The 21,418-nt window shown below is 54.6% G+C and carries 20 protein-coding genes and 2 pseudogenes; 8 read left to right on the top strand and 14 right to left on the bottom strand.

The annotated features are described in order from the left end of the window. Positions 1-195: 195 nt before the first annotated feature. The 5 genes from ndk to L1N82_RS07920 all read right to left on the bottom strand — a co-directional run bounded on the left by ndk (position 196) and on the right by L1N82_RS07920 (position 5,150). Positions 196-594 (bottom strand): nucleoside-diphosphate kinase, encoded by a 399-nt coding sequence (gene ndk / locus L1N82_RS07940; protein WP_235286842.1) that lies wholly within the window; start codon positions 592-594, stop codon positions 196-198. Between the two features lie 96 nt (positions 595-690). After that, the gene (glpX, locus tag L1N82_RS07935; protein WP_235286841.1) at positions 691-1,656 is read right to left on the bottom strand and encodes a class II fructose-bisphosphatase; all 966 of its coding nucleotides are present in this window, start codon (positions 1,654-1,656) and stop codon (positions 691-693) included. 30 nt (positions 1,657-1,686) lie between these two features. Beyond that, positions 1,687-2,496: a pyruvate, water dikinase regulatory protein gene (locus L1N82_RS07930; RefSeq protein ID WP_235286840.1), complete on the bottom strand. Its 810-nt coding sequence runs from the start codon at positions 2,494-2,496 to the stop codon at positions 1,687-1,689. Then, complete coding sequence (locus tag L1N82_RS07925) at positions 2,493-3,152, bottom strand: helix-turn-helix transcriptional regulator (protein ID WP_235286839.1); 660 nt, start codon at positions 3,150-3,152, stop codon at positions 2,493-2,495. Before L1N82_RS07925 ends, L1N82_RS07930 begins: the two co-directional genes overlap by 4 nt. Before the next feature lie 207 nt (positions 3,153-3,359). Continuing rightward, positions 3,360-5,150 carry a M3 family oligoendopeptidase gene (locus L1N82_RS07920; protein ID WP_235286838.1) on the bottom strand — a complete coding sequence of 597 codons (1,791 nt, stop codon included), beginning with the start codon at positions 5,148-5,150 and terminating at the stop codon, positions 3,360-3,362. Between the two features lie 213 nt (positions 5,151-5,363). On the opposite strand from L1N82_RS07920, the gene L1N82_RS07915 reads away from it, so the two are divergent. Beyond that, a complete protein-coding gene (locus tag L1N82_RS07915) occupies positions 5,364-5,600 on the top strand; it encodes a YycC family protein (RefSeq protein ID WP_235286837.1) in 237 nt (78 codons plus the stop codon). After that, a complete protein-coding gene (locus tag L1N82_RS07910) occupies positions 5,597-5,836 on the top strand; it encodes a hypothetical protein (protein WP_235286836.1) in 240 nt (79 codons plus the stop codon). Before L1N82_RS07915 ends, L1N82_RS07910 begins: the two co-directional genes overlap by 4 nt. A 20-nt stretch (positions 5,837-5,856) precedes the next feature. On the opposite strand, the gene L1N82_RS07905 is transcribed toward L1N82_RS07910, so the two are convergent. Together L1N82_RS07905 and L1N82_RS07900 are read right to left on the bottom strand one after the other, a co-directional pair. Then, on the bottom strand, positions 5,857-6,558 hold the full coding sequence (locus L1N82_RS07905) for a DUF2225 domain-containing protein (RefSeq protein ID WP_328284455.1): 702 nt from the start codon (positions 6,556-6,558) through the stop codon (positions 5,857-5,859). Position 6,559: 1 nt separating this feature from the next. Beyond that, on the bottom strand, positions 6,560-6,952 hold the full coding sequence (locus L1N82_RS07900; protein WP_235286835.1) for a globin domain-containing protein: 393 nt from the start codon (positions 6,950-6,952) through the stop codon (positions 6,560-6,562). A gap of 99 nt (positions 6,953-7,051) precedes the next feature. Here L1N82_RS07900 and L1N82_RS07895 point away from each other — a divergent pair, with 99 nt between their 5' ends. The 3 genes from L1N82_RS07895 (at position 7,052) to L1N82_RS07885 (ending at position 10,227) form a co-directional block, all read left to right on the top strand. Continuing rightward, positions 7,052-7,879, top strand: a complete 828-nt coding sequence (locus L1N82_RS07895) for a potassium channel family protein (protein WP_235286834.1) — start codon at positions 7,052-7,054, stop codon at positions 7,877-7,879. A gap of 393 nt (positions 7,880-8,272) precedes the next feature. Beyond that, positions 8,273-9,328 carry a sporulation integral membrane protein YlbJ gene (ylbJ, locus tag L1N82_RS07890; RefSeq protein WP_235286833.1) on the top strand — a complete coding sequence of 352 codons (1,056 nt, stop codon included), beginning with the start codon at positions 8,273-8,275 and terminating at the stop codon, positions 9,326-9,328. A gap of 101 nt (positions 9,329-9,429) precedes the next feature. Beyond that, complete coding sequence (locus L1N82_RS07885; protein ID WP_235286832.1) at positions 9,430-10,227, top strand: NAD kinase; 798 nt, start codon at positions 9,430-9,432, stop codon at positions 10,225-10,227. Positions 10,228-10,300: 73 nt separating this feature from the next. Here L1N82_RS07885 and L1N82_RS07880 read toward each other — a convergent pair whose 3' ends face one another. Further along, positions 10,301-11,383 (bottom strand): M23 family metallopeptidase, encoded by a 1,083-nt coding sequence (locus L1N82_RS07880; protein ID WP_235286831.1) that lies wholly within the window; start codon positions 11,381-11,383, stop codon positions 10,301-10,303. Between the two features lie 200 nt (positions 11,384-11,583). On the opposite strand from L1N82_RS07880, the gene L1N82_RS07875 reads away from it, so the two are divergent. Next, a complete protein-coding gene (locus L1N82_RS07875; RefSeq protein WP_235286830.1) occupies positions 11,584-12,408 on the top strand; it encodes a response regulator transcription factor in 825 nt (274 codons plus the stop codon). Next, positions 12,405-14,159 (top strand): sensor histidine kinase, encoded by a 1,755-nt coding sequence (locus L1N82_RS07870; protein ID WP_235286829.1) that lies wholly within the window; start codon positions 12,405-12,407, stop codon positions 14,157-14,159. Before L1N82_RS07875 ends, L1N82_RS07870 begins: the two co-directional genes overlap by 4 nt. 30 nt (positions 14,160-14,189) lie before the next feature. Here the strand turns inward: L1N82_RS07870 and mutY are convergent, their stop codons facing one another. From mutY to acpS, 3 genes are all read right to left on the bottom strand, one after another. After that, positions 14,190-15,641 (bottom strand): A/G-specific adenine glycosylase, encoded by a 1,452-nt coding sequence (gene mutY / locus L1N82_RS07865; protein WP_235286968.1) that lies wholly within the window; start codon positions 15,639-15,641, stop codon positions 14,190-14,192. Next, positions 15,631-16,569: a helix-turn-helix transcriptional regulator gene (locus tag L1N82_RS07860; RefSeq protein ID WP_235286828.1), complete on the bottom strand. Its 939-nt coding sequence runs from the start codon at positions 16,567-16,569 to the stop codon at positions 15,631-15,633. The genes mutY and L1N82_RS07860 overlap by 11 nt, the downstream gene beginning before the upstream one ends. 148 nt (positions 16,570-16,717) lie before the next feature. Beyond that, entirely contained in the window at positions 16,718-17,134 is a 417-nt protein-coding gene (acpS, locus tag L1N82_RS07855; RefSeq protein WP_235286827.1) for a holo-ACP synthase, read from the bottom strand. A 239-nt stretch (positions 17,135-17,373) separates the two neighbouring features. Here acpS and L1N82_RS07850 point away from each other — a divergent pair, with 239 nt between their 5' ends. Then, on the top strand, positions 17,374-18,162 hold the full coding sequence (locus L1N82_RS07850) for an SDR family oxidoreductase (protein ID WP_235286826.1): 789 nt from the start codon (positions 17,374-17,376) through the stop codon (positions 18,160-18,162). Positions 18,163-18,261: 99 nt separating this feature from the next. Here the strand turns inward: L1N82_RS07850 and L1N82_RS23560 are convergent. The 3 genes and pseudogenes from L1N82_RS23560 to L1N82_RS07835 form a co-directional block, all read right to left on the bottom strand. After that, a pseudogene (locus L1N82_RS23560) lies at positions 18,262-19,599 on the bottom strand (ATP-binding protein); the annotation flags it as partial. 60 nt (positions 19,600-19,659) lie between these two features. After that, a pseudogene (locus L1N82_RS23555) lies at positions 19,660-20,511 on the bottom strand (response regulator); the annotation flags it as partial. A 78-nt stretch (positions 20,512-20,589) separates the two neighbouring features. Beyond that, positions 20,590-21,417, bottom strand: a complete 828-nt coding sequence (locus L1N82_RS07835; RefSeq protein ID WP_268821870.1) for a CheR family methyltransferase — start codon at positions 21,415-21,417, stop codon at positions 20,590-20,592. Position 21,418: the final 1 nt, after the last annotated feature.

The following is a 21,418-nucleotide window of genomic DNA, read 5'->3' as shown; positions in this document are numbered from 1 at the left end:
ATAATTACCAACCAGCCGACACTGGGTGGGTTCGCTGCCAAAAAACCATCAGGACGCAAAAAAAGCACCGTTTACGCCCGCAGAGAATCTGCAAGGCCGTAAACGGTGCTTCCGTTACCGGTCTATCATGTAATTTTGGGATAAATTTACCACGTTTATATTCTTTCGTCAATAGACGAGTTTAGAGACCGCATGCTATCCGAAGAACAATCCGATCTCGCGGGCCGCGCTTTCCGGTGAATCCGAGCCGTGAACAATATTGCTGTCAACGATAAGTGCGTAATCTCCCCTGATCGTGCCAGGCCCAGCTTCTGCCGGATTGGTCTTGCCGATCAGCGTGCGTGCGTTCTGCACAGCATTCGGCCCCTCCCATACCATAGCAAATACAGGACCAGAGGTGATAAAATCGACCAGCTCGCCAAAAAATTTCTTCTCCCTGTGCTCGCCGTAATGCTCCTCAGCCAGCGATCGCGAGATGGTCATTACCTTCGCATCCGCCAGTGTCAGGCCCTTCTGCTCGAAGCGCGTCACAACCGCACCGATCAAGCCCCTCTGCACACCGTCGGGTTTCACCATGACAAACGTTTTTTCCATACTAATTCAGCCCTTTCAACGAGATAGATATCATGCTATTCGAAAAGCGCGCTGTGGCCGTCAGCTCTATCGCTGTCCAGCCGCGATTCAGCCGGATTACTTGCGCAGCAGCGGCTTATTCGGCAAATAGTGGAGGGATTTGATATAGCGGATCGTCCGTGTCTTGCCCCTCATGACCATGGAATGGGTCTCCGCCCGCTGATCCGGCAAATAACGGACGCCGCCGAGGAACTCGCCCGGCGTTACGCCGGTTGCTGCAAAAATAACATCTCCCGTGCCTACCATATCGTCCATCGTCAGCACGCGGCGGGGATCCGTCATGCCCATGTCGATGCACCGTTGGAACTGTTCGTCGTTCTCCGGCATGAGCCTGCCCTGAATTTCACCGCCCAGGCATTTCAGCGCAGCAGCGGCGAGCACCCCTTCAGGAGCACCTCCTGATCCCACGTACAAATCTATACCCGTTTCGGGGAAGGACGGCGCCATGGCGCCCGCCACATCGCCATCGGAGAGAAACTTGATCCGCACTCCAGCTGTACGTAGCTCAGCGGTAATTTCCGCATGGCGGTCCCGGTCCAGCAGGATCACCGTCAGGTCCGACAGCGGCTTCCCTAGTGCAAGCGCAGCCTTCTCAACAGTTGTCCGGATCGGGTCCAGCACGTTCAGCTTGCCGGCCAAAGCCGGTCCTACCGCCAGCTTCTCCATATACATATCCGGTGCATGCAGCAGCTGTCCCTTACCTGCAACGGCCAGGACAGACATCGCGTTATTCAGGCCCTTGGCGACAATCTCTGTTCCCTCCAGCGGATCAACCGCCACGTCCACCTTCGGGCCGTTGCCGCTTCCGACCTCCTCGCCGATAAACAGCATCGGCGCCTCATCCATCTCACCTTCTCCGATGACGACCGTTCCCTCAATCGATACGGAATCGAACATCCGGCGCATTGCCTCGGTTGCTGCTCCATCTGCGCTGTTCTTGTCTCCCCGCCCCATCCAAGGGGATGCCGACAATGCCGCAAGCTCCGTCACACGTACCAGTTCAAGCGCTAGTTCCCTCTCCATACCGAACCTCCCTATTCTGTCTTGCCTGTTCTATCCCGTTTCATTCATCCATCCCATAATAATGCCGGCAGTCTCCTCAATAGAGCGGCGAGTTACATCGATAACCCGGCAGCCTGCCGTCTCCATAACCTGCCTCGCATAAGCCAGTTCCTCTTCGATCCGCTTCTCTGTTGCATAGGAGGCGCTCTGAGGCAGCCCCATTGACTTTAACCGCTCACTCCGGATCATCCTCATATGCGACGCTTCCATCGTAAGGCCGACGATCAGCCTGCCTGAAGATCCCAGTAGCTCAGCAGGGGGCTTGACCTCTGGAATAAGCGGGTAGTTCGCCACACGTACACCCTTGTGGGCCAGATAAATGCTGAGCGGCGTTTTCGATGTCCGGGAAACGCCGATCAGCACGACCTGGGCCTGCAGCAGGCCTCTTGCATCCTTGCCATCATCAAACTTAACGGCAAATTCAACTGCCTCTATCCGTCTGTAATACTCGTCATCCAACGTGTGGAGCAGGCCGGGCTCACGCTTCGGCATGCCGTTGAACGTATCAATGTAAGCCTGCATCATCGGCCCGAGTACATCGACAGCACGTACGCCGCGCCGCATCGCTTCTTCCCGCATCATCTCCCGCAGCTCGGGCTGAACAAGCGTAAAGGCTATAAAACCGCCAGTCTGCGAGGCTTCAGCCACAACCTGGATAATCTCGTCCTCATCCTTCACAGGAGCGTACCGCTTGATCCTTACCTTGTCGCCGCCAAACTGTCTCATCGTTGCCTGGGCCACCGCTTCAGCTGTCTCTCCCACGCCATCCGAGCAAATATAAATCGTCTGCTGTACCGTCATCTGTCCGACTGCCCTCCCAACTGTGCAGCGGACACGATATCACCGAAGAGACTGATTACATGCGTCTTCGTTATCCAGCCCGTCGCCTCACGCCCGCTGCTGGAGCTGATGTCGATAACCGGAAGACAGTCCAACTCATGGGTGACCATCTTGCGTATGGCATCCCGGACAAGCTCATCCGGTGCCGCTGTCACAATGTTCGGGTAGCGGGTCATCACCATGCTGACCGGAATCGCCTCGGCATTCGGATTGCCAAGGGTCACCTTCAGTAAATCCTTCGGCGTAATAATGCCGACAAACCGCTGCTGACTGTCTACAACCAGCAGGGTGTTCACATTCTCCGTGAACAATGTCACCACCGCGTCGTGCACAGACTGAGTCTCCGCGACACTAACCGGTACCGCCTGCACCTCCTTGACCTTTAATTGGTTGAAGCCGCTCAGCCTGCCGGACTCCGCCCGGTAAGCCGTACCCAGGAAGTAACCGACCTTGGGCTTGGCGTCAAGCATGCCCAGCATCACGAGCAGAGAAAGGTCCGACCTAAGGGTCGGACGGCTTACCCCCAGCATCTCAGCCAGCTGCTCGCCTGTAACAGGCGCATGCTGCTTCACCAGACTGATTAATTCCAATTGACGCGCCGTAAGTTCGATTCCCATCCCCACCTGTATATATAAAATCACTTATTCGATATATAATGTAGCATAATTAAATATAATACACAATATTTCCAAGTGCAATGACATATATCACAAAAAAACCCGGCTCGGAGACCGAACCGGGTTCACTATATATTCAAAATCACTTCATTTATGATGTATTAATCTTACTTACAGCTGGATGCAGAAGCAGCCGAGGCTTAAACCTTACGCCTGATCAGCAGTCATCTCAAGAAACTGCTCTACATCCTTCACGGAGATGGCGACCGCTTCGCGCCAGAAGGCCACATCATCTAGACGGACACCCAGATGCTTCTCTGCCAGCTCTTCCACCGTAAGGCTGGCTGTATCGCGAAGCAGATTTACATAACGTTCCGCAAAAGCCGGACCTTCTGCCGCTGCCCTTGCATAGATGCCGCTGCTGAACAGGAAGCCAAATGTATACGGAAAGTTATAGAATGGCACATCCGTCAGGTAGAAGTGAAGCTTCGAAGCCCAGAAATGCGGATGCACCTCGCCCAGGACCCCGCCGAATGCTTCCCGCTGCGCCTTTTCCATAAGCTCGGACAGCTCGGCCGCACTGACAAGACCCTGCCTGCGCCGGTCGTAGAAGCGGGTTTCGAACAGAAACCGGGCATGTATGTTCATGAAGAATGCGACCGAACGCTGAATCTTATCCTCGATTAGAGACAGCTTTTCTTCCGGGTCCTGCGCCGCCCGTACGGCTGAATCGGATACAATCATCTCAGCAAATGTCGAAGCCGTCTCCGCCACATTCATCGCATATTCTTGGGCAAAAGGCGGGAGATCCTTCATCACATGCTGATGATAGGCATGTCCAAGCTCATGGGCCAGAGTCGATACGTTCGATGCCGTGCCCGAATAAGTCATGAAGATTCTTGTCTCGCCGCTGACCGGGAGGGATGTGCAGAAGCCGCCGGGACGCTTGCCGCTGCGGTCCTCGGCTTCGATCCAACCCTTCTCGAAGGCCATCTTCGTAAACTCAGCAAGATCAGGGCTGAAGCCTGCGAACTGCTCCTCAATGAACGACGCCGCTTCTTCATAGCCAACCTTGCGGACACTCTTGGCAATAGGGGCCTCCACATCATGCCAGTCCAGCTGTTCAAGGCCCAGCAGCTTGGCCTTGCGCTTCAAATATTCAACCAGTGCAGGCTTGCCTTCCTCGACCGCCTGCCACATCGCCTGCAGTGTCGCTTCACTCATGCGGTTCATCTGCAGCGGCTCCTTCAACACGGAGTCCCAGCCTCTGCGCTCATACAGCTTCAGCCGGAAGCCTGCCAGCCTGTTCAAGGCGTCGGCACACAGATCCTCCTGGCGCGTCCATTCCTTCTCCCATACATCGAATGCAGACGCGCGGACAGCTCTGTCCCCATGGGAGAGGAGATTGTCCAGCTGCCCGGCGGAATAGACCCGCTTCTCACCGGTTTCATCAGCGGCTTCAAATCTGGCCAGACTGACAATAGTGTTGTACAGCTCGCCCCAACCATGGTAACCGTTCACCGCCAAGTCTCCGGCAAGCGCCTCCTGCTCGGGCGGCAGCTTCTCCTTCGCCAGCTCACGCCTTTCATTCAGATAGAAGGCAACAGGGGAAGCCGGTTCTTCAGCAAGCCAGCCTGTCCACAAGGCATCATCCGCCTTGCCCAGCGCTTCATCATACCGCGTCATCAGTCCTTCAAAATCAGCAACCAGATTCTTGATTCTGTCGTTCAGGCTGATCGCTCTGCGGTCCGTTACATTCTCTGCCATCAAGCAGCCCGCAAACGAATCTGCTTCACGCAGGCGGGCCATAATGCTCTGCGCCTGAATCGTCCAGTCAGTAAGCTGTGAGGCTGTTACCTCCTCGCCTGACGCATTCAGTGAGTCCGCCAAAGCACGAATATCCGTCTGCAGCTGCTCCAGCATGCGTGCGAATGCAGATGATTCCGAACCTCCCTCATAGAGACTGTCCAGATCCCAGCGTAACGGTAATTTACCCATACCACTTTCTCCTCTCGCAATTATTCGTATGTAGTACAGCATGAAAGAACTAAGCCTGCCGGCCTGCCGATTTGCGGAAATCAGGCCGGCAGTGTATAACTTTAATATGCGATAAGACGATTAAACAGCCCTAATTGTTTCAACAAATAACAAGCAAATCGCCCCGCCTGCTTCACTTGCGGCCAGCGATTTCGGCTACAGGAGGAAATTCAGATGGCAGGACCACTGCAAATATCACCCGATACCGCAATCAAGCTATCCAAACAGCTGGGCGTACCGCTCGAGCATCTGATGCATATGCCAAGACATATTCTTCTGCAGAAGCTCGCTGAGCTTGCCGCTTCTGAACAAGCTGCCGGCGCTTCCCCAGGCGATAACAGTGCGGGCAGTACGGGCAGCAGCGCAAGCAAGGAAGCTCCCCGCCGGAATGGTCAGGATGAACCTTCATGATCCCATTCGAGCGCGCGCTTCCTTACGACCTGATTATGAACGATCTGTATATTCCAGAATGCCCTTACTGCCACAGCTCCAACGTCCTTATACCGGTTAAGCCTGCTGAGCTTGACGATATCCGCTCCGGCAAGAAGAGACTGCTTGTCTTTCCCTGCTGCCGCAGCAGGCTCACCATTATAGATGCTGACCATGATTATCTGCTCAGCGATCAGGATTTGCCGCGCAGACGGTAGCCCTGCCGTCTGCTGCTGCCTTAAGCCTCCTCCATCTCTTCGGGAAGCTCCAGCTGTTTCGCCTTCATCTCTTCCCTCAGCAGCTGCCACTGCTCCCTTGAAGCACGGATCATGGCAGCATCCACAATACTCTTATCATTAATGACCCGGCCGAACCACTTCACAGCTGCATACGGTTCATCCACCCTGCGGTGAAGCTCCCCGATCAGGTACATCAGCTTGGCATTGTTCACCGATACGCCTTCAACCTCATACACCTTGATATAAGCATCCAGAGCAAATCTCAGGAACCGCAGCTCCTGCTCCTCGTTGGACTTGTAACGGTACAGCCACGCTATATGATGGAGCAGTCCCGCAACAACCCGGTCCTTCTCACCGATGATCTGGGCGCAGAGAAGGGCCAGCTTATAAGCAGCCAGTGCCTCTTCCCAGCTGCGCGCCCCGCCATAATCACGGGAGACCCAGTTGGCGCCGATTTTCTCGTAGTACAATTTTCGCTGGCGGTCATTCAGATCCTGCTTCGCATTCTCCGTAGAAGCGAAGCCGCACATCGGGCATACACGAACCACATAGTATTCGGGATTTACTTCTTCCTTGTAATAATGGCAGAAGTCCGTATCCGTCTTGATCGACTTCTTAAAGCTTGGTCGTACGCGTGAGCTCATGAATTCATTCTCGCAGCATGGACATTTAATTTTGACTTGAAATAATGGCTCTAACACGTCAGGCCTCCTCAGGTTCGTCTGTGTTGATAAAGTGATGGGCAGGACCAGACAATCGTTCAAGCAGCATTATCTGCAGATCCGGCGGTATGTCCGTCTCCTGCAGAGCTCTCCGCATACAATCCAGCCAGGCTTCAGCCCGCTGCTTATCAATCGGGAAAGGCATGTGCCTTGCCCGCATCATCGGATGACCGTACCGATCCGAATAGAGCTGGGGCCCCCCGAAAAACTGGGTCAAAAACAAAAACTGCTTCTCCATCACGGGTGTAATGTCTTCGGGGAATAGCGGAGAAAGCAGCTCATGCTCCTGTACTTTTGGGTAAAATGCTTCAACTATCGATCTTACGGCAGGTTCTCCGCCGATTGCGTCGAAAAGAGTATGATAAGCGCTCATGCCAGTGCTCATCTCCATCCAGGATTTAGTAAGCGGAAAGTCAAAGACTCACCGTACAACCATTATAGCATACTTACCTATTGAAAGAGGGGAATACGGTTGTCCTTCAAAGTGCTCTACGAAACGATCATGATCTTGTTTATACTGACTTACGGCATTATCATAGTCGCCCCGCCGGATGACCATCCTTACCTTACGGAAGCCCATCTGGCCGTCGTCGACTGGACCGTTCTCGGCATTCTGTTCATCGAGTTTGTCTGGAGATTTATTAAAGCGGAGCAGCGGGGGAAATTCGTCGTCCGCAGCTGGTGGGAGATTATTGCGCTAATCCCGTTCGACCCGTCCTTCCGCCTCGTCCGCCTGCTGCGCCTGATCCGGCTTATTGCCCTGATCCGGTCAACTCCGCTGATGTGGCATCTGCTCCGTTCGGGTACTATTCTACAAATATTCAGCTTTACGTTAGTCGTTATCCTGTGGAGCTCCGTCGGTGTGTTCCTGCTTGAAACAGGGATCAACGACAATATTCAGAGCTTCGGAGATGCCGTCTGGTGGTCCATCGTGACTACTACGACCGTCGGCTACGGCGATATCTCCCCCGTATCCAACGGCGGACGGATAATCGCCGTATTCCTGATGATTACCGGGATCGGGATGATCGGTACCATTACCGCCAATCTCGCCAATCACTGGATTGAGTACAGCCAGATGAGCAAGGCTGAGAAGCCGGATGCCGAGAGAGATCTGAAGAGCCAGGTGAAGAACTGGGTCGACCGGATCGGGACAATGGACGATAAGGAATATCAGCTGATGCTGGATACGCTTGAAATTCTCCGGGAAAGTGCTTCAGACAAGAATCCCCCAGACGGTATTGACTCAGTGGGTCTGCCGACACATACAGTGCAGCAGGATTCCAAGCTGACTAAGTAGAATTTACCAAACAGCAAAACGCCAAAAAAGCCCGCTGTGCGGGCTTATGGCATATATACAGCTCGTGCCTGTTGCGGCTTGGACAGACCCCTGTCCTCCAGCTTAATAGCCTTCCCAATCTTCCTCACCAGGAACAAGGGACTGGCGGATAACAAAAACAAATGCGCAAACGAGGATACCGGCGATTACACTCATTAGGATCACCCCATGCATTTCGATGTAATGCTATTGTACCATACCACTGTCGATTTTTCAGTCTTTTTTGCAAGCGTTTTCTATTTTTTTGGACAGCACTGACGCCAAAGATTTGTTTCCCGTGTAGGGATGTTTGTCCCTGCTTTCTCATACCTATGAATATATCCAGGATACGAGTTAGCCGGGAGGTTGTTTAAGTTGCTTCGTTCATTGTTAAGACCACTGCCGCTTCTGGCTTGGACCTGCATGATGCTTCTCGTGCTTTTGGCCTGCTTTCCCGAGGAGGCGCTTAGAGCCTCTTCGCGCGGTCTATCAATCTGGTGGGATGTGCTGTTCCCGTCTCTCTTTCCCTTCTTCATCATCTCAGAGCTCATGCTCGGCTTTGGCGTCGTGCATTTCTTCGGCACCCTTCTTGATCCGCTGATGCGTCCGCTCTTCCGTCTCCCCGGCATTGCGGGCTTCGTGGTGACGATGGGCTACGTCTCCGGTTATCCGGTAGGAGCCAGGCTTACTGCGCAGCTCAGGGAGAAAAATCAGGTCACCCGTGCTGAAGGCGAGCGGATGGTTGCCTTTACGACGACCTCAGACCCGATCTTCCTGATCGGCGCCGTGTCGGTCGGCTTTTTCCATAACGCCCAACTGGCGCTCGTTCTGGCAGCCTCGCACTATGGAGCCGCCTTCCTGATCGGCCTGCTGGCCAGGTTCCATGACCGCAAGGGCGCTTCCACGCCACCCCGCAAGCAGGATGCGGATAATCCTCCGCTGCTCCGTGCCGCATTCGAAGCCATGCATGAAGCACGGATCTCGGATGGGCGCGTGCTTGGCAAGCTGCTGGAGGATGCCATCACTTCCGCTCTGCGTCTGATGATTGTCGTCGGCGGCCTAGTCGTATTCTTCTCGGCCGTCATGGAAATGCTGAACGCCACGGGAACACTCGCCTTGCTGTCTTCGGGTGTTCAGTCCCTGCTGTATGCTGCCGGCCTTCCCCATCAGCTGTCCGCTCCGCTGGTGAACGGGCTGTTCGAGGTAACGCTTGGCGCCAAGGCGGCAGCCGAGTCCGGCGCCCCCTTGATTCACCAGGCAGCAGCGGCAGCATGGGTCCTTTCCTGGGCGGGTCTGTCCGTGCATGCACAGGTCGCCAGTCTGGTCAGCGGCACTGATATCCGCTACAAGCCTTTGCTTCTGGCCCGTCTCCTTCATAGTGTGATGGCCTGCGCGTTAGTATATTTGCTATGGGGCTGGTTCGGTCCGTAAACATAAGCGGCGCCTCCGGGATATTCCCTGCTTTCATTGTAATCAGACCTTATTATCGGGTATCATCAGGGTAGAATTGATTTCGGAAGGAGCCATCACCCTTGAGATATGTCGTAATAGACCGGGGCGACCCGTATTCGAAGGAGCTTGTCGAACGCTTTCATAAGCTGGCTGCTGACAAAGGCTTCGTACGGGATGACCATGAACCCGAGAAAGTCATTTCAATTGGCGGAGACGGCACCATGCTGCATGCTTTCCACAAATTCACGGACCGCGTGAGTGACATCAGCTTTGTGGGTATACATACAGGACACCTGGGCTTCTTCGCCGATTGGCAGGCTCACGAGCTGGAGGAGCTGGTGGAGGTTATGGCGACCTCGGAGCCCAGCTATGTCCGTTACCCGCTGGTCGAAATTGAGCTGGAGACAAAAGCCGGCACAACGAACTATACGGCCGTAAATGAATTTACGCTGAAAGGCGTCGACGGCACACTGGTCGCTCAGATTAACATTAATAATGAATTATTCGAAATGTTCCGGGGGGACGGAATTGTCATCTCCACCCCTTCCGGCAGCACGGCGTATAATAAGAGCGTCGGGGGTGCTGTTATTCATCCGTCCATCTCATCCCTGCAGATCGCCGAGATTGCTTCCATTAATAACCGGGTCTACAGAACACTCGGCTCGTCCGTTGTCCTGCCGCAGCATCATCACTGTGATATAATCTCCAAGAAGGAGCAGCGCCTTCTGCTGACTGTCGATCACCTCAGCATACAGCGCAGTGATATCCAGTCTGTCAGATGCAGAGTATCGGACAGGAAGGTCTGTTTTGCCAGATACCGTCCATTCCCGTTCTGGAACCGTGTGCGAGAAGCTTTCATGGGCTATGAGGTCAAATAGCAGCACGGCTGCACACAGCAAATCGCCTGGCACCAGCTCTACAGCTGATGCCAGGCGATCTTTGGTTTACCGTTTATTCGGTCTGGGAGCCCGCCATACCTATCACCGTCTGCCCGTGCAGCAGCTCCCCTTCTTCCCACGCTATGTTCAGCGACCGGGCTTGCGCATAATCGGCGCCATCTGATACCTGCAAGTGAATGTGCGGCTCGCTGGAATTGCCTGAATTGCCGCAGCGGCCGATCTGATCCCCCCGCTTGACCCGGTCTCCCTTGCGGACGGCGGCTGATCCCTGCTGCAGATGCGCCAGCATGCTGTACTCGCCTCCGCCATGATCTATGACGACCACATTCCCCGCCGGTTCGGCTTCGTTCATAACGCCAACAGGCTTATTGTCCGGGATGTCGTCCTTAACATGCACAACGGTACCGTCCGCTGGAGCCAGCACAGGCTCTCCAAATGCATAGTAGCTTTCATTAAGCTTCGGATCACCCTTATAGCTGTAGCCGTCCACAGCCTTCACCAGATCAGCCGCATACCGCTGGGATTCATAAGCATAATGATAGTTGGACAGCTCATTATGCCCGCCCCACACGACCAGCCACTCTCCTTCAAAGGGATATGCATACGTCTTGGAGGTCATCTGTCCGTCTGTCTCCGGATAAGAACGGAGATGAAGCACCTGCAAGCCCGCCACGGCACCCTCCTCATCATGCGCGGCCATGACGCCTTTGCTTCCTGAAGAGTCTGTCCATACCCGCGTATCGAGTCCATTCAGCACAAGCCGGGATACCGGTTCGAACGCTTCAACCCCTTCTGTAAAAGAGCCTGCCAGCTCCTTCAGCTGTTCGTAGCTCGCCGCTTCGCGCATCGGGCTGCTGAACTGTCCGTACAGCTCCTTGTACCGGCCAGCAAGCAGAGCCGCTGCTGTATCCTCCGGGAGAATCACCGTCTTTTTCTTCTGCTCTTCCTCATCCATAACTGCCATCTGCTGCCCGGCCTCCATCCCTGATCCTTGTTCGCTGGTATCCCGGCTGGTGTCCATATGCTCCGCTTGCTTACCGGTATCATTCGCGGAAGAACAGCCCGCAAGGGCTATACTCAGCGCCAGCCCTGCCGTCAGGCAGCACGTTTTAATACCGGATCTGCTGTATGTCATCCTTATCCCCTCCCATGCATCCAGCTTAACAGCACAGCCTTATATCGACTGTAAGCCGGCATTAACGCCAGCTTAATTATTACGCTTCTCTACTCTCGGCGAATTGGGATAATTAAGGTACTGTTAAGGTTCTGCCCGCTCCTTCCGAACGCGAACCATGCTACAATTTAGATATTATGCTCATCTGGAGGAAGTCTGACATGAACGACGCCCCTATATTAATCGTTGATGATGAACGCGCCATTATCCACCTGCTTGTTACCGTCCTCCGCAAGGAAGGCTTCACGCATATTGATACGGCGGGCAGCGCGGAGGAAGCGGAAGAGGCCTGTGCCCGGACAGCTTATGCCCTGATAATTCTGGATGTGATGCTGCCGGGCCGCAGCGGCGTGGAAATCTGCCCTTTTCTGCGTCAGAAGACTGATGCTCCCATCCTGTTCCTCTCAGCCCGCACATCTGACTACGATAAGCTGACCGGGTTCGCCGTAGGCGGTGACGATTATATTGCCAAGCCCTTCAACCCTCTGGAGGTAGTAGCCCGCATCCGTTCCCAGCTGCGCAGACATCTCCGGCATCCCGAGCCTGCTTCGAGGCAGCAGGCTACATCCGCGGAAGACGAAGGAGCCCAAGTCCAGCCTGCCAAGGTGTACGATTACGGAAGGTTTCAGGTGGATGAACAAGCAGGCGAGCTTAGGGTTGGCGGCAAGACCGTCGCCTGTCCGGCTCTCGTCTTCCAGCTGCTGCTATTCCTGTGCAAGCATCCGAACCGCCTGTTTACCAAGAGCGAGCTGTATGAACGGGTCTGGGGAGAAGACAGCTGGAGCGATGATAATACCGTGATGGTCCACATTCACCGGATCCGGGAGCGGATTGAAGAGAATCCTTCCTCGCCGCAGTATCTGGTGAATGTCAGAGGCCTCGGCTACAAGCTTGTACGGCATACCGGGCAGTCCCAGGCAGAGTCGACCTCTGCCAGAAGCGATCAGGCTGGGCGGGATTCGGGGTACGGAAGTGAAGCCACATGAACATCAGGCGCAAGCTGACTCTCCGGTTCATCCTTCAGCTCGCTGCTGCTGGCGGACTTGTGCTCGTCATTGCAGCCGCAGCCATATACTGGATGCTGCTTCAATATACGGAAATTAGCCTGACGAAGGATTTTGCCACCATCGGACTGGAGAGCCTGGTCGAAACCTCCCGCATTACACCCGAAGGCTCGGCAGAGTTTGATCCCGACCTGCTGAAGCAGGTAGAGGCAAGCGGCGGATGGCTGCAGAGCCTGGATGAGAACGGCAGGGTAATAGCCTCATATCATGTGCCGGATGACGTACCGGATGCCTACGAGCCCGGCCAGCTGGTCGCGTACTGGAACGGCAGCGCCGATTTCCCTTATCGTACCTACCTGTGGATCAGAGAGAAGAACGGCGTCATGCTGACGCTGCTGTACGGGGTGCCGGATGCCGCCTCCCAGCTGCTTAAGGCGACGGTGCTTGCCAGTCCGGCGGCAGACCGCGGGGAGCTAGTGCTGCCTGCAGAGCTCAAGCAATCACTGCAGCAATCCGGCGCTTCGCTGCTGATGCTGGACAGATCTGGAGCCGTGGAAGGCGTCTTCGGTTCACGGATGCAGGTACCCGAGCGATTTTCCCCCCAGGAGCTCGCCCTGCAGATCCGTTATCCTGAGCGTTACGGATTTGATGCCAGGCTCCATTACAACGAAGAGAGCGGCCAGACCCTGGTGCTGCGCATCCCGCTTAACCATGCGGCTCGGAACGGTGAACAGCCGCTCGTACCCGAGGAGGCCCGTATCGTGCTGACAGGGGCGGGAGTAGCGCTTGCTGCCATGCTCCTCCTCTTCGGATCGCTGGCACTCTGGAATGCCCGCAACTTCGGGCTGCCCATGATCCATATGCTCAGCTGGCTTGAGGCAATGGGCAGCGGCAGATATGATGAGCCCGAAGGGCGCAAGGGACAGCCGAGAAGCCGCAAGCCCGGCGGCGGCTGGCGTTCCGGTTACCGGGTATACGCCGATGTCCTGCAATCCCTGTCCGCTCTATCCATGACTTTAAAGCGCAATGATGAAGAACGAGCACGGACAGAAGCGATCCGGGAGGAGTGGATCGCCGGCGTGACGCACGATCTTAAGACACCGCTCTCCTCGGTCAGCGGCTTCTCCCATATGCTGGCAGCAGAGCAGTATGACTGGTCAGCCGAAGAAGTCAGATCCTTCGCCGCTATCATGGTCGAGAAAACGGCTTACATGGACCGGCTCGTCAGCGACCTGTCGCTGACCTCTCAGCTGAAGAGCGGAGCAAGGCCGCCCGCAAGCGAGCCTGTAGAATTGAATGCTTTTGTGGAAAATGCCGTCAAGCAGGCAGTGAGCCATCCCCGCTTTGACAAGAGTGAAGTGTGTTTCCTGCCTGCCCCGCAGCCAGTCACTATCCACACGTATACGCCGTGGTTGCAGCGCATAGTCGATAACCTTACCGCTAATGCGCTCTTGCATAACCCGCCTGGCACGATGCTGACCATCTCCCTGCATGCGGAGAGCAGCACAGACAGGATTGTGATCCGTTTTGAAGATAACGGCAGCGGCATGAGCGAAGAAGTGGCCGCGCGGCTGTTCGACCGCTATTTCAGGGGAACGGATACGGACAGCCCCTCCGAAGGCAGCGGGCTTGGGATGGCCATTGCGAAGGGACTGGTTGAAGCAATGGGCGGGACCATAGCAGTGGAGACAGCAAAAGGCCGGGGAACGGCAATCAAGCTTTCCTTCGCTTGACCTCCGCCACCCGGCTTAATTTCAACCTGTTTATTCAGCTTCTTCTGCGAGGGAGCCGGAACCGCGCTGCTCCCAGTAGTCATTCAGCAGCCGAAGAAATACATTCGGGAATGCCATCTCCTTCATATCCTCCTGCCGGATCCAGCGGTAGCCTTCCGGCAGCCGGTCTTCCGGAGCAGGCAGGCCGTGCAGCCCGGCATGGTCTAAGGAGGCGGCGGTTTCGCGTTGTGCCGCTTCTCCTTCGCTGCCGAAAGCGCCGCCTGCCATATAGGCGGCGGGCTGTTCTGCTGCCAAGCCGGTATATACACCGGCTTGGGCCCCGCCTGCGGGCGCCGCATCCTCCAGCACAAATCCGAAATCGGCCAGGTACACCTGCAGATCCCACCGGATATGGCTGAACACATGCTCGGCGTCCCGCCACCAGCGGCGCGGCCGGATCAGAAGCCGCGCCTCCTCCGCCAGCGCGCGGCCCATGTGGGCCATGCGCGCTTCGCGGTCTGCGCCTGCGATAGCGGAGGCTTCACCCGCTGCCGCAGGCGTGCCCAGGGCGGCTGCGCTGCGCCGCCGCCCGCGAACGGGCCCGGCCGCTGCTGCCGCACCTGCAGCGGCTGGGCCTGCGGAGCCGCCGCCCGGCGCGAGCACGTGCGGCAGCTCCCACATGCGCGCGAGCAGGCCGGACTCCGGCCGCTGGCGCACGAGCACGGCGCCGGCATGCGGCCCGGCGCCTTCAACCAGGGCGGCCAGCCGCAGCTCGGGCCGCGGCGGCTTCGCCTTCGTCTTAACCGGCAGCTCAAGCTCCCTGCCGGCCAGCCGTCCGGCGCATTGTGCCATCACCGGACAAATCAGACAGCCTGGCGATTTGGGTGTGCAGACTAATGCGCCGAGCTCCATAATGCCCTGATTGAAATCGCCCGCAGCCCCGTCCGGAATCAGCGCGGCAGCAATCCGCTCAATACCCGCCCGGACAGATGGCTTCGCTATATCATCCTCGAGGCAGAAGTAGCGGGACAATACCCGCATTACGTTCCCGTCCACGGCCGGTTCAGGCCTGTTAAAGGCTATGCTCATAATAGCGCCTGCTGTATAGGGGCCGACCCCTTTGAGCGCGGCAACTGCCGTCTTATCATCCGGCACCGTTCCGCCGTAGTCTCTTACAACCTGCTGCGCGCCAGCCTGCAGATTCCTCGCTCTTGAATAATATCCAAGCCCCTCCCAGCACTTCAGCACCTCTTCCTCCGGCGCTTCCGCAAGATTCCGAATGGTCGGGAACTTATCCATGAACCGGTTGTAATAAGGAATCACCGTATCCACACGAGTCTGCTGCAGCATAATCTCCGATACCCAGACGCGATATGGGTCGCGGTTCGCACGCCACGGAAGATCACGCTTAACGGACCGGTACCATCCAAGAAGCTCCGTCCCAAAAAAACGCCCAGGCTCCGCAGCCGCCTGTTCCAGCGCAGCCTGCTGCTTACTTGTCATTGCCATGTGCCTCTTCCCCTTTTAACGCTGCCGGTTGAGCACCTGTCAACCGCTTAATGTAGCCTTGAACATCAAGGCTGGAATGAACGGGCAGCCCAATCGCCTTCCGGTTGATCTGCCGGTATCGGGACGGGGATATGCCAGTCTCCTGCTTGAACAGACGCGACAAATAATGATTCTTCATGCCCAAGACCGCGGCAATATCCGCCACGCTCACATCACTAGCCACAAGAAGGGCACGCGCCATCTCCATCCGGCGCTGGTTCACATAATGAATCGGTGACTGGCCAATAACGCTCTTGAACATGGAGATAAAGTAATTCGGATGCAGATAAGCAACCTTTGCCAAGTCATCCAGCGTAATATTTTCTCCCAGATGATCATCAATGTAATTCAGCACTGCTGCCATCTTGGTCACCAGCTCATTTGCTGCAAGCTGCTCGTCCATAATTTCGCAGCCTTCCCAGTACAGCGAGATAGCTTCCAGCAGGGCGGCTTTGACAATCAGCCCCTTGGACAGCGTAGGAGAAGCATAAGCATCTACCATTTTACGGAACAATGCAGCGGCTGCATCAAAGTCCTGAGGCACGACATAGGCCGGCAGCTCCAGGTTCTCATACAGGGCAGCATCACCCAGATTAATCCGGTAATGGCACCAGAACACGCAGACTTTCTCTTTATCATAAATCCCAAAGGTCTGTTCGCAGCCCGCTGGCAGCAGGAATAGCTGGCCGGGCCGGGCTTCGTAGCGTCTAGAATTTATTTGGACATAGCCCTCACCGCTCATAATCAGAACCAATCTATAAAAATCAGGATGTATGCCGCTAACCACTTTACCTGGCTCTACTTCGCTATAAGCTGCCATAACGACTTCAACATGAAGATTTTTCAATATATTCTCAACTATAGACAGATACTGTGGTTTCATAACCGCTCCCTACCCTGCTTGTCATCTTATACTCTATTATACAAGCTTGTTATTCCTTAAATATAGCGAGAAATATATGCCAAAAGCAGCTGGTCATTCACTCACGGTTCATGCTCCAATTACGACAAACGACCAAATATAATTCTTCTTAAGATATTGTATCAAATAAATCCAGCCGGTCGGCACACTCCGCAATAGCGAAGGCAGAGGCCAGAGAACGTTCATGGCTGATTGATACGTGGATTCTCAGCTGGTAGTCGAGCTGAAGCCGCTGAAGCGCTTCTTCACTAAGTGTACATACCGGCTTGCCCAGTTTATCCGGAAGGACTTCCATATCCTTGAAGCCGACCGCTGATCCGATCCCGCAGCCAATTGCTTTGACTACCGCTTCCTTCACCGCAAACCGCCCAGCCACGTATTCCACACAAGACGAGCCCTTGTTTAATGCCCGGTCATATTCCGCAGCAGTCAGGACTCTGCGCATGAAGCGCTCTCCAGCCGCCCCCTCGAGGATCGCACGTATTCTGTCTATCTCTACCACATCATGCCCAATGCCAATGATCAATGGCTTATCCGCCTTTCCATAAGCAACTCATTCGAATAGCTTGCATTATTATAACGGAAGGCGGCCGCAGACTGCCAGCAGGCGGCTAACCCCCGTCTTTTTTTGTACCGTATGCTTGCCCGCCTGGTTACCCCTCACTTCCCGCGGGTATACAACTATTAGGCCAGATTAATGTCAATTTTATCAGTTAAACAAAGGTATATATTACAACGAACAAAAGCTATGAGGGAGTGGAGAAAATGGGAGATCGTGTTCAAGGCAAGGTAGCATTGGTTACAGGCGGCGGCTCCGGGATAGGGCGTGCAGCCGCTGAAAGACTTGCCCGTGAAGGAGCCAAAGTAGCGCTCATCGGCCTCACGGAAGATCATCTGGAAGAGGTCGAGCAAAGCATTCGGGCGGCCGGTGGGGAAGCGATCTCCATCCAGGCGGATGTCTCGAACGAGCAGGATATCAAGTCCGCTTATGACAAGGTGCTGAAGCAGTGGGGCCAGATTGATATCGTATTCGCCAACGCAGGCATCAACGGCACAGTCGGCCCGATTGAGACGCTCGAATTCGATGAGTGGAACAAGACCCTGCAAACCAACCTGAGCGGCACGTTCTTCACCGTCAAGCATGCGATTACGCCGATGAAAGACAGCGGCGGCAGCATTATCATCACGAGCTCGATCAACGGCAACCGGGTTTTCACCAGCTTTGGAATGAGTGCTTACAGTACAACCAAAGCCGGGCAGGTTGCCTTCATGAAGATGGCAGCGTTGGAGCTCGCCCGTTATAAAATTCGTGTCAACGCCATCTGTCCGGGAGCAATTGAGACCAATATTGATGACAGCACTAAGAAGAAGCCGGAGCTTGAAGAGATTGCAATTCCTGTGGAAATGCCGCCAGAGGGCGAGCATCCTCTCCGCCGTGAGCCCGGCACAGCAGAACAGGTAGCTAACCTTGTCTTATTCCTTTCATCCGATGAATCTGACCATATTACCGGTTCTTCCATCTACATCGACGGTGCTGAATCCCTGATCCACTAAAGGCGTCACCGGCGAACATCAAGAGGACTGTTAGCGAATTGGCCGCTCAAGCCGCCAACCGTTAACAGTCCTCTTTTGTCCTGCCATCGATTCCTGCTCCTAACGTACAGTCTGGTGTGTTTGCGCCGCTGCCGGGCTGAAGAGATACTCCTGCAGCAGTGTACGGAGCTTATCCAGTCGAATCGGCTTGCTGATGAAATCCGACATGCCTGCAGCCAGACATTTCTCCCGGTCACCCGGCAGAACATTTGCTGTCATGGCAATGATATGCGGACGAAGCTCTTCAGGTACTTGATCACAGATAAGCCGTGTAGCCTCCAGCCCATCCATGACAGGCATCTGAATATCCATCAGAATAACACCGTAACGCCTCTTCTTTAGTCTGTTCAGTACCTCCTGCCCGTTCTCTGCCACATCAGCCTTGTATCCCAGCTTCTCAAGCATGCGTATCGCCAGCTTCTGATTAACCTCATTATCTTCCGCTACAAGTATCTGCGCAGCGTCATCTGACTCGCCGGCTATCATCTCAAAACCGCCGTAGCAGCGGTTATCTGCCCGGTAATCCGTGTGTCCGTAGGCAAAAGAACTCGGCTGCATCGCCAGATCTCCGCCCGCTTCCAGCAAACGGCTCCCCGATTCTCCATAGGGCTGCTGATCACCGGCTGCGGTTTCTTCCATGGCAGCCAGGAAATCAGAGAAGGACAGAGGCTCATCGGGCAGTCTGGCCTCATCGCTGCTGTCTTCGTTTATAGAAGCTAACAGACGCTTCACCCGGATCGTGAAGATGAAGTTTGCGCCCTTGTTCTGCTCGGTTTCCACCCGGATCGTACCGCCCATCAGTTCAATTAAGTTTTTGCAGATGGCAAGACCCAGACCTGTTCCACCATACTTGCGGGACATGGATGAATCCAGCTGGGAGAATGGCTGGAAGAGAAGCGGAAGCTTCTCTTCAGGAATTCCTACGCCGGTATCCTGCACCGAGATTTCTACGTCCATACTGCAGCCATAGTCGTTAAGCAGCTTGGCGTCCAGATGAACGCTGCCTTCGCTCGTGAATTTTACGGCGTTGCCCACCAGGTTAATCAGCACCTGCCGAAGCTTAGTTACATCGCTCACTATCGGAATTTCCAGCTGCGGATCAATCGTATAGGTCATTTCCAGGTTGCGTTTCTTGGATTTCGCCATAAACAGGTCGAATGTCTCGCCTACACAGGATGACAGCTGGAATGGCACCTCCTCCAGCTCCATCTTGCCGGATTCGATCTTGGAGTAGTCCAGAATATCATTAATTACCGACAGCAGCGCCTCTCCGCTCTTGCCGATAATCTCAGCGTACTCGCGCTGCTCCTCCGTCATCTCGGTCTCGAGCATGAGTGCTGTCATGCCGATCACACCGTTCATTGGCGTACGGATCTCATGGCTTACCATCGCCAGAAAATCTGTCTTAGCCCGGGCCGCGATTTCCGCCGCTTCCTTCGCTGCCATCAGCCGCTCTTCAAACTGCTTCTGCTCGGTAATATCACTGATCGTGCAGGCAAAAATCCGCTCGTTATCCACGATGGCCTTGCCGATCTGAATTTTCGCGAAGAAGGACGTGCCATCCTTGCGGACCGGAATGACCTCCATGAGTTCACCGCCGGAGGAATCACCCGCCGAGCCATTGGCGCGCGCTTCATAGTCAATGGAGGCGAGTGACGGAATCAGCATGGTTATGGGCTTGCCCAATACTTCCTGTTCGTCAAAACCGAACATCCGCTCCAGTGCCGGGTTAACAGTCATAATAACGCCGTCATCATCAAATGTAATCATCGTATCGATGGACGTCTCACGGATAATCCTAGCCTGTGCTTCCGCCTTGCTTAATTTGTAGGCGGTACGCATAAGCTCCTTATTCATCTTCTCAAGCTCTCTTGTCTTCTGATGCAGCAGCTCGGTCTGGAGCTGAAGCTTCTTATTGCTTATATACAAATTAACGAAGCCCTCAATCTTCGTCCGTAAAATCTGCGGAACGAAGGGCTTCAGCATGTAGTCGATCGCACCCACCGAATAACCGGTATAAAAATGCTCGCTCTCCTTGCTGGTAGCGGTGATGAAGATGATCGGTATTTCCTTCGTCTTCTCCCTCGCCTTTATCAGCCGTGCCGTTTCAAAGCCATCCATTCCCGGCATTTGAACATCCAGCACAATAACAGCGAAATCGTCCTTCAGCAGACAACGGAGTGCTTCCTCACCCGAGAGGCACTTTACGAGATTGTAATTAAAATCACCAAGCACTGCCTCAAGGGTGAGCAAGTTATCAGGATGATCATCCACCAGCAATATATTTATCGGACCTTCATAGGGAATCATGGGGCGTGCACCTGCCTTTCCCGAATTCAACCTGCCGCAAGACCAGGGCACTAGCAGCCTGGACAGGGGCCAAACGGCTTAACGAATCTTGCGGTAAAGCCGGTTGGTCGTATCGAGTTCCTCATATTTGTCGGCATGCCTCGTGAAGTTAATAGACTCTTTCGTCCCCAGGGCCAGAATTCCGAATGTGCTTAAGCTGTCATAGAGCAGCCCATGCACATGGTCCTGGAGCGATTTATTGAAGTAGATCATGACATTACGGCAAAAAATGACGTTAAACTCGTTAAATGAACCGTCGGTTACCAAATTATGCTGGCCAAAGACGATATTAGACTTCAAGAAAGAATGGAATATGACGGAATCATATCTCGCTGTATAGTAATGGGAGAATGACTGCGTGCCGCCGGCCTCCATATAATTACGGGTATACAGCTGCATTCTCTCCAGTGGAAATAAACCTTTCTTCGCCTGGTCAAGCACATCGGCATTAGTGTCCGTGGCGTAAATACGCGTTTTCTCGAGCAGCCCTTCTTCGTGAAGAAGAATGGCCATTGAATAGACTTCTTCGCCTGTAGAGCACCCCGCATGCCAAACCCTGATAAAAGGATAAGTCTTCAGCATCGGAACAACATGCTCACGGAATGAACGGAATGCTTCGGGGTCCCTGAACATTTCCGTCACGTGGATCGTCATATCGGCGAGCAGCCGTTCCATACAGCTGCGGTCGTGCAGCATACGTTCAGCCAAAGCCGTTATCGTCTCAAGCCGTTCGGAATGGACTCTATGCCAGATTCGTCTTCTAACCGATGAAAAGGCATAATTACGGAAATCATAGCCGTACATCCGGTAAAGTCCTTCAAGCAGCAGCTCAATCTCAATGCGCTCGAGCTCCTCCTGCGTATCCAAT

The sequence above is a fragment of the Paenibacillus tarimensis genome (assembly GCF_021532315.1).
Classification (GTDB): domain Bacteria; phylum Bacillota; class Bacilli; order Paenibacillales; family Paenibacillaceae; genus Paenibacillus_I; species Paenibacillus_I tarimensis.
Note: the sequence above shows the minus strand (reverse complement) of the source record. Positions and strands in the feature narration are given on the sequence as shown.